Raw genomic sequence first — 5,656 nt, forward strand, 5'->3', positions numbered from 1 at the left:
TGGTCGGGGGGGGTCAGGCTGCGATGACGGCGATCAGCGCCACCAGGCCGGCCAGGGTCGGGGCGATGATCCACCAGCACCAGCGGACCTCGATCGGGCCGGCGGCCTCGGGGCGGGAGGCGTTGCGCTCGGCCATCTCCTGGAGGACGTTCACCACCTGGTCGGACCAGGCCCGGGTGGGGTCCGCCGAGCCCTGCACCCCGGGGCCGGACGAGCTGCCGCCGCCTCCGAAGACCATGCCCAGCCGGGAGGTGTGCTGCGGCCGGCCGCCCCGGTCCTGGGCGCGGGCCGCGCGCTTGCGCTGGCGCAGCGACACCGGCACCGCCCACACCTGGTACTTCTTCCCCTCGGCGAGCAGCTCCACGGAGTACCCGGCGCGCAGTGCGTCGACGGCGGCCCAGGGGGCGGTGATGGTGCGCAGCGGGTTGCGCACCACCAGGCGCCGGTCGTTGGCGCGGACGGCGGGGCGCAGGGTGTAGGCGATCACGGGGAACGCGAAGACCGGGACGGCGGCCAGCGACACCCACGGCGTCTTGCCGGTGCCGTTCAGCGCCGCGTCCCCGATCAGCCAGGCCGCGACGGCCAGCAACAGCACCCCGGAGATGACGCCGGGAACGGAGCGGTACACGCGGTCGGCGTACACGGGCTCCCCATCGGAGCCGGCCGGGCCCTGGTGGGGACGGCCGTCGGAATCGGTCATGCCGACGATTCTGCCCCATGGCCCCCGGGATCCACAGGGGCGGCGATCACACCTCCAGATCTCGGTCCGGCATCGATGCGCCCCGGGCCTAGCGGTTGACTACGCGCGTAGATATGCTGGTGTGGTGACTATGTCCACTCTTGCAGCCAACGCCCAAGGCGTCGCGGGCAGCGGTCTCGGAGACGTCGCGGCGTCCGAGGCCTCGCTCCGCCGCTTCCTGCACGGCCTGCCCGGTGTCGACCAGGTCGGCCTGGAGGCGCGTGCCGCCACGCTCGGTACCCGCTCGATCAAGACCACGGCCAAGGCGTACGCCATCGACCTGGCCATCTCGATGATCGACCTGACCACGCTGGAGGGCGCGGACACGGTCGGCAAGGTGCGCGCGCTGTGCACCAAGGGCAGGACCCCCGATCCGACCGACCCGACCACCCCGCGCGTCGCCGCGATCTGCGTCTACCCGGACATGGTCGCCACCGCGAAGGCCGCGCTGCGGGGCACCGACATCCAGGTCGCCTCCGTCGCCACCGCCTTCCCGGCCGGCCGCGCCGCGCTGCCGGTCAAGCTCGCCGACACCGCCGACGCGGTCGCCGCGGGCGCCGACGAGATCGACATGGTCATCGACCGGGGGGCCTTCCTCTCCGGCCGCTACCTCGACGTCTTCAACGAGATCGTCGCCGTCAAGGAGGCCTGCCGCCGGGCCGACGGCAGCTACGCCCACCTCAAGGTGATCTTCGAGACCGGCGAGCTGCAGACGTACGACAACGTGCGCCGGGTCTCCTGGCTGGCGATGCTGGCGGGCGCCGACTTCATCAAGACCTCCACCGGCAAGGTCGCCGTCAACGCGACCCCGCCGGTCACCCTGCTGATGCTGGAGGCGGTCCGCGACTTCCGCGCGGCCACCGGCGTCCAGGTCGGCGTGAAGCCCGCCGGCGGGATCCGCACCACCAAGGACGCGATGAAGTACCTGGTGATGGTCAACGAGACCCTCGGCGACGACTGGCTGAGCCCGCACTGGTTCCGCTTCGGCGCCTCCAGCCTGCTCAACGACCTGCTGATGCAGCGCCAGAAGCTGACCACCGGACGGTACTCCGGCCCCGACTACGTGACGGTGGACTGATCACCATGGCCAAGAAGAAGAACACCGAGGAGCCCGTGGCCCAGAAGCCGGCGGGCGGCCTCTTCACGTACGCCCCGGCGCCCGAGTCGCCCGCCGCGGCCGGCGACATCGCCAGCTCCTACGGCCACTTCATCGGCGGCGAGTTCGTCGACTCCTCCGGCAGCGAGGCGCTGAAGACGGTCAACCCGGCCACCGAGCAGGTGCTCGCCGAGTTCGCCCGGGGTACCGAGGAGGACGTCGACCGCGCGGTCGCCGCCGCCCGCAGGGCCTTCGCCGACTGGTCGGCGCTGCCCGGCAGCGAGCGCGCCAAGTACCTGTTCCGGATCGCCCGGATCATCCAGGAGCGCAGCCGCGAGCTGGCGGTGCTGGAGTCGATCGACAACGGCAAGCCGATCCGCGAGACCCGTGACGTCGACCTGCCGCTGGTCGCCGCGCACTTCTTCTACTACGCGGGCTGGGCCGACAAGCTGGACTACGCCGGCTTCGGTCCGAACCCGCGCCCGCTGGGCGTGGCCGGCCAGGTCATCCCGTGGAACTTCCCGCTGCTGATGCTGGCGTGGAAGATCGCCCCGGCGCTGGCCACCGGCAACACGGTGGTGCTGAAGCCCGCCGAGACCACCCCGCTGACCGCGCTGCGCTTCGCCGAGATCTGCCGCCAGGCCGGTCTGCCGAAGGGCGTCGTCAACATCGTCACGGGCGACGGCCGCACCGGCGCCGCGCTCACCGCGCACCCGGACGTCAACAAGATCGCCTTCACCGGCTCCACCCCGGTCGGCCGGGCGATCGCCAAGCAGGTGGCCGGCACCCGCAAGAAGCTGTCGCTGGAGCTGGGCGGCAAGGCCGCCAACATCGTCTTCGACGACGCGCCGATCGACCAGGCCGTCGAGGGCATCGTCGACGGCATCTTCTTCAACCAGGGCCACGTCTGCTGCGCGGGTTCGCGCCTGCTGGTCCAGGAGTCGGTCCAGGACGAGCTGCTGGCGGCGCTGAAGCGCCGGATGGGCACCCTGCGGGTCGGCGACCCGCTGGACAAGAACACCGACATCGGCGCGATCAACTCCGCCGAGCAGCTGGCCCGGATCACCTCGCTGACCGAGGCCGGCGAGGCCGAGGGCGCCGAGCGCTGGTCGCCCGCCTGCGAGCTGCCGGGCACCGGCTTCTGGTTCCGGCCGACCCTCTTCACCGGCGTCAGCCAGGCCCACCGGATCGCCCAGGAGGAGATCTTCGGCCCGGTGCTGTCGGTGCTGACCTTCCGCACCCCCGCCGAGGCGGTCGAGAAGGCCAACAACACCCCCTACGGCCTCTCCGCCGGCATCTGGACGGAGAAGGGCTCGCGGATCCTCTGGATGGCCGACCGGCTCAAGGCGGGCGTGGTCTGGGCCAACACCTTCAACAAGTTCGACCCGACCTCGCCGTTCGGCGGCTACAAGGAGTCGGGCTACGGCCGCGAGGGTGGCCGGCACGGTCTGGAGCCCTACCTGAATGTCGAGGCCCGAGATGTCTGATGTCGTGAGCCGTCTTGATGTCCTCAAGACCTACAAGCTGTACGTCGGCGGGAAGTTCCCGCGCTCCGAGAGCGGGCGGGTGTACGAGGTGACGGACGCGAAGGGCGAGTGGCTGGCCAACGCGCCGCTCGGGACCCGCAAGGACGCCCGCGACGCGGTCCTGGCCGCCCGCGCGGCGGTCAAGGGCTGGGCCGGCGCCACCGCGTACAACCGCGGCCAGGTGCTGTACCGGGTCGCCGAGATGCTCCAGGGCCGGCGCGAGCAGTTCGCCGCCGAGGTGGCGCTCTCCGAGGGCATCGGCCCGAAGAAGGCCGCCGCCCTGGTGGACGCGGCGATCGACCGCTGGGTCTGGTACGCGGGCTGGACCGACAAGGTCGCCCAGATCGCGGGCGGCGCCAACCCGGTCGCCGGACCGTACTTCAACCTCTCCACCCCGGGGCCGACCGGCGTGGTCGGGATCGTCGCCCCGCAGGCCGGGTACGGGCACTCGCTGCTCGGCCTGGTGTCGGTGATCGCCCCGGTGATCGCCACCGGCAACACCGCGGTGGTGGCGGCCGCGGCCGACGCGCCGCTGCCCGCGCTGTCGCTGGGCGAGGTGCTGGCCACCTCGGACGTCCCCGGCGGCGTGGTCAACGTGCTGTCCGGCCGGACCGCCGACATCGCGCCGACCCTGGCCTCGCACCAGGACGTCAACGCCCTGGACCTCACCGGCGCGATCGCCGCCGACGGTCCCGGCGCGGCGGGCGCGCTGGAGGCGCTGGCCGCGGATACCCTGAAGAGGGTGATCCGCCCGGAGCTGGACCCGTTCGCCCAGGACTGGACCAATGCTCCCGGAACGGACCGGCTACTCTCGTTCCTGGAGACCAAGACGGTCTGGCACCCGATGGGTATCTGACCTCCAGGTCCCCGCAGCGGCCACGCTCCGTGACCGCGAGTTGGCAGACAACTCCACAGACTGGCCGTCCCCCGTGCCCTCTCCCCCCCAGGGCCCGGACGGTCACAGGACGGACCCGCGCCTCTCCCCCCCCTGGCGCGGGTCCGTCGACTTTCGTCGCCCCGCCGCCCGCCTTTCGGCGCTGCCGCCCGCCCCCGGCGCCCGGCCAGACTGGGCCGACACCGCGCACCGAGGGGGACGACGCTCATGGGAGAGCTGGCGGGCGAGCTGATGGCACTGTTCGCGGACGGGTTCTGGCGCTCCTTCCGGGTGTCCCGCACCCGGCGCCGGCTGGCCGCCGGGCGGCCGGTGCGGATCCCCTGCTCGGCGCGGGCCGCCGGGCCGGGCCCGCGGGGCGAGTACGCCGACGGGCGGCTGTGGATCACCCCCGGCGCCCCGTCCGCCGCCTTCACGGCGCGCGGCCGCGCCCGGGTCGAACTGCCCGCGGGCGGCACCTTCCACGACCCCGAGCCGGACACCTGGCACGACCAGGACTGGGCCGCCACCGCCTACCTGGCACCCGGCGCCGGGCACCCCGTGTACCTCCAGGTCGACAGCCGGTACCTGCCGGTGCTGCACGCCGCGCTGACCGTCCCCGAGGCGTTGCAGGACGTGTGACCCGACCGGTTTCGGCAACGGGCCCTGATACGTCAGACTGGTGTCCCGTGAGTGACTCCCCGCTGAACCCTGTGCCGATAGCCCGTGCCCGGGTGGTCCTGCTCTCCGGGCCCTCCGGATCGGGGAAGTCCTCGCTGGCCGAGCGCAGCGGCCTGCCGGTGCTCCAGCTCGACGACTTCTACAAGGACGGCGACGACCCGAGCCTGCCGCGGCTGCCCGACGGCTCGGTCGACTGGGACTCCCCGCTGTCCTGGCACCGCGAGCAGGCCGTCGCGGCCATCCGCGCCCTGTGCACCACCGGCCGGGCCGAGGTGCCGGTGTACTCGATCCCGGACAACGGCCGGGTCGCCACCCGGGTGCTGGAACTCGCCGGGGCCGGCGCGTTCGTCGCCGAGGGCATCTTCGCCGCCGAGATCACCGCCGACTGCGCGGCCGGCGACCTGCTCGGCGACGCCCTGTGCCTGCGCAACGGCGCGCTGACGACCGCCTGGTGGCGGCTGCGCCGGGACGTCCGCGAGGGCCGCAAGTCGCTGCCGGTGCTGCTGCGGCGCGGCTGGCGGCTGATGCGGGCCGAGCGCGGCATCGTCGGGCGGCAGGTCGCCCTGGGCGCGCACCCGTGCTCGGGGCCGGAGGCCGGGCGGCGGATCCGCGCGGCGGCCGCCGCCGGGGAGCTGTCCGCCGTCTGACGCGCGCGAGCGGCGCCCCGGGAACGCGGAACAGCAACGCGGAACGGGACAGCAACGCGGAACGGCGGGCCCGGTGCGTCTCCCCCGCACCGGGCC

Annotated in this window: 6 protein-coding genes; 5 read left to right on the plus strand and 1 reads right to left on the minus strand. The window is 73.3% G+C overall.

The genetic code is table 11. The features are described from left to right. Window positions 1-13: 13 nt before the first annotated feature. Window positions 14-700, minus strand: coding sequence for a PH domain-containing protein (locus tag ACFU74_RS35600; protein WP_380764281.1), 687 nt, complete (start codon window positions 698-700; stop codon window positions 14-16). A 130-nt stretch (window positions 701-830) separates the two neighbouring features. Here ACFU74_RS35600 and deoC point away from each other — a divergent pair, with 130 nt between their 5' ends. The 5 genes from deoC (at window position 831) to ACFU74_RS35625 (ending at window position 5,560) form a co-directional block, all read left to right on the plus strand. Then, complete coding sequence (deoC, locus tag ACFU74_RS35605) at window positions 831-1,817, plus strand: deoxyribose-phosphate aldolase (RefSeq protein WP_380764282.1); 987 nt, start codon at window positions 831-833, stop codon at window positions 1,815-1,817. 5 nt (window positions 1,818-1,822) lie between these two features. Then, entirely contained in the window at window positions 1,823-3,322 is a 1,500-nt protein-coding gene (locus tag ACFU74_RS35610; protein ID WP_380764283.1) for an aldehyde dehydrogenase family protein, read from the plus strand. Then, window positions 3,315-4,217: an aldehyde dehydrogenase family protein gene (locus tag ACFU74_RS35615; RefSeq protein ID WP_380764284.1), complete on the plus strand. Its 903-nt coding sequence runs from the start codon at window positions 3,315-3,317 to the stop codon at window positions 4,215-4,217. Before ACFU74_RS35610 ends, ACFU74_RS35615 begins: the two co-directional genes overlap by 8 nt. A gap of 246 nt (window positions 4,218-4,463) precedes the next feature. Continuing rightward, window positions 4,464-4,874 carry a hypothetical protein gene (locus ACFU74_RS35620; RefSeq protein ID WP_380764285.1) on the plus strand — a complete coding sequence of 137 codons (411 nt, stop codon included), beginning with the start codon at window positions 4,464-4,466 and terminating at the stop codon, window positions 4,872-4,874. A 47-nt stretch (window positions 4,875-4,921) separates the two neighbouring features. Beyond that, window positions 4,922-5,560 (plus strand): ATP-binding protein, encoded by a 639-nt coding sequence (locus ACFU74_RS35625; protein WP_380764286.1) that lies wholly within the window; start codon window positions 4,922-4,924, stop codon window positions 5,558-5,560. Window positions 5,561-5,656 lie beyond the last annotated feature (96 nt).

The organism is Kitasatospora sp. NPDC057500 (assembly GCF_042802195.1).
In the GTDB taxonomy this organism is placed as follows: domain Bacteria; phylum Actinomycetota; class Actinomycetes; order Streptomycetales; family Streptomycetaceae; genus Kitasatospora.

Bases quoted from the DNA above. Each gene is read 5' to 3' on its own strand.
- ACFU74_RS35610 (WP_380764283.1), top strand. From the start codon at position 1,823: ATGGCCAAGAAGAAGAACACCGAGGAGCCCGTGGCCCAGAAGCCGGCG.
- ACFU74_RS35620 (WP_380764285.1), top strand. From the start codon at position 4,464: ATGGGAGAGCTGGCGGGCGAGCTGATGGCACTGTTCGCGGACGGGTTC.
- ACFU74_RS35600 (WP_380764281.1), bottom strand. From the start codon at position 700: ATGACCGATTCCGACGGCCGTCCCCACCAGGGCCCGGCCGGCTCCGAT.
- deoC (WP_380764282.1), top strand. From the start codon at position 831: ATGTCCACTCTTGCAGCCAACGCCCAAGGCGTCGCGGGCAGCGGTCTC.
- ACFU74_RS35615 (WP_380764284.1), top strand. From the start codon at position 3,315: ATGTCTGATGTCGTGAGCCGTCTTGATGTCCTCAAGACCTACAAGCTG.